1 protein-coding gene is annotated in these 582 nt (G+C 44.8%); it reads right to left on the bottom strand.

Features of this window, described 5'->3' with window-relative positions:
- Positions 1–40: 40 nt before the first annotated feature.
- A partial coding sequence (locus ALP40_RS16555) for an MFS transporter (RefSeq protein WP_147478334.1) occupies positions 41–582 on the bottom strand: 542 nt, incomplete at its 5' end.

Below are 582 nucleotides of genomic sequence, written 5' to 3'. Positions count from 1 at the left end.
CTCGTGGGCTCGGCTAATTATTGCAATGGATTGCTATGTATTAAATCGGCTTTGTGTCTGAGTGCCTCAACTGAATTGAAGAGTGGGCATATATAAAGACAAAAGCGATGATCGCAATTGCACCTGCGCTGATGAACAATATGCCTGGAGAGGTGTGATCGATAATAAATGCTCCCAGCAGCGGCGCAGCCAGCATTGATGCATTTTGTACCGCTTGTAGTTTTGCCGTCGCACTTCCAATTCTGTTAGCAAATGCCCAAAATAAAAAACGGTTTGTGGAGATCGAAAATGCCGCGCTGAAAATGCCTATTGCCATGAATGAAGTTACAATTAGAATTTGAGCATTGTCGTTGCCAGTACCCATTAACAGTCCTATCAGGAGAAAACATGCGGCCGTGCAGATGCCTGAGTTCAACATGGGTTTAATGCTTTCACCGGTCTGAATTCGAGTAGCTCTTGTTGCTCTTTTAGAAATATATATGGAAGCCAGAATGTTTCCGCTGCCGGAGGCCCCGATCAAAATACCTAGCAGCGCAGGAGAATAATCCATTAATTTGAGCGTTAGCGGCAAGAGGTTGNTAG

Source organism: Pseudomonas viridiflava (genome assembly GCF_003702045.1).
Lineage (GTDB): Bacteria > Pseudomonadota > Gammaproteobacteria > Pseudomonadales > Pseudomonadaceae > Aquipseudomonas > Aquipseudomonas viridiflava_C.
Note: the sequence above shows the minus strand (reverse complement) of the source record. Positions and strands in the feature narration are given on the sequence as shown.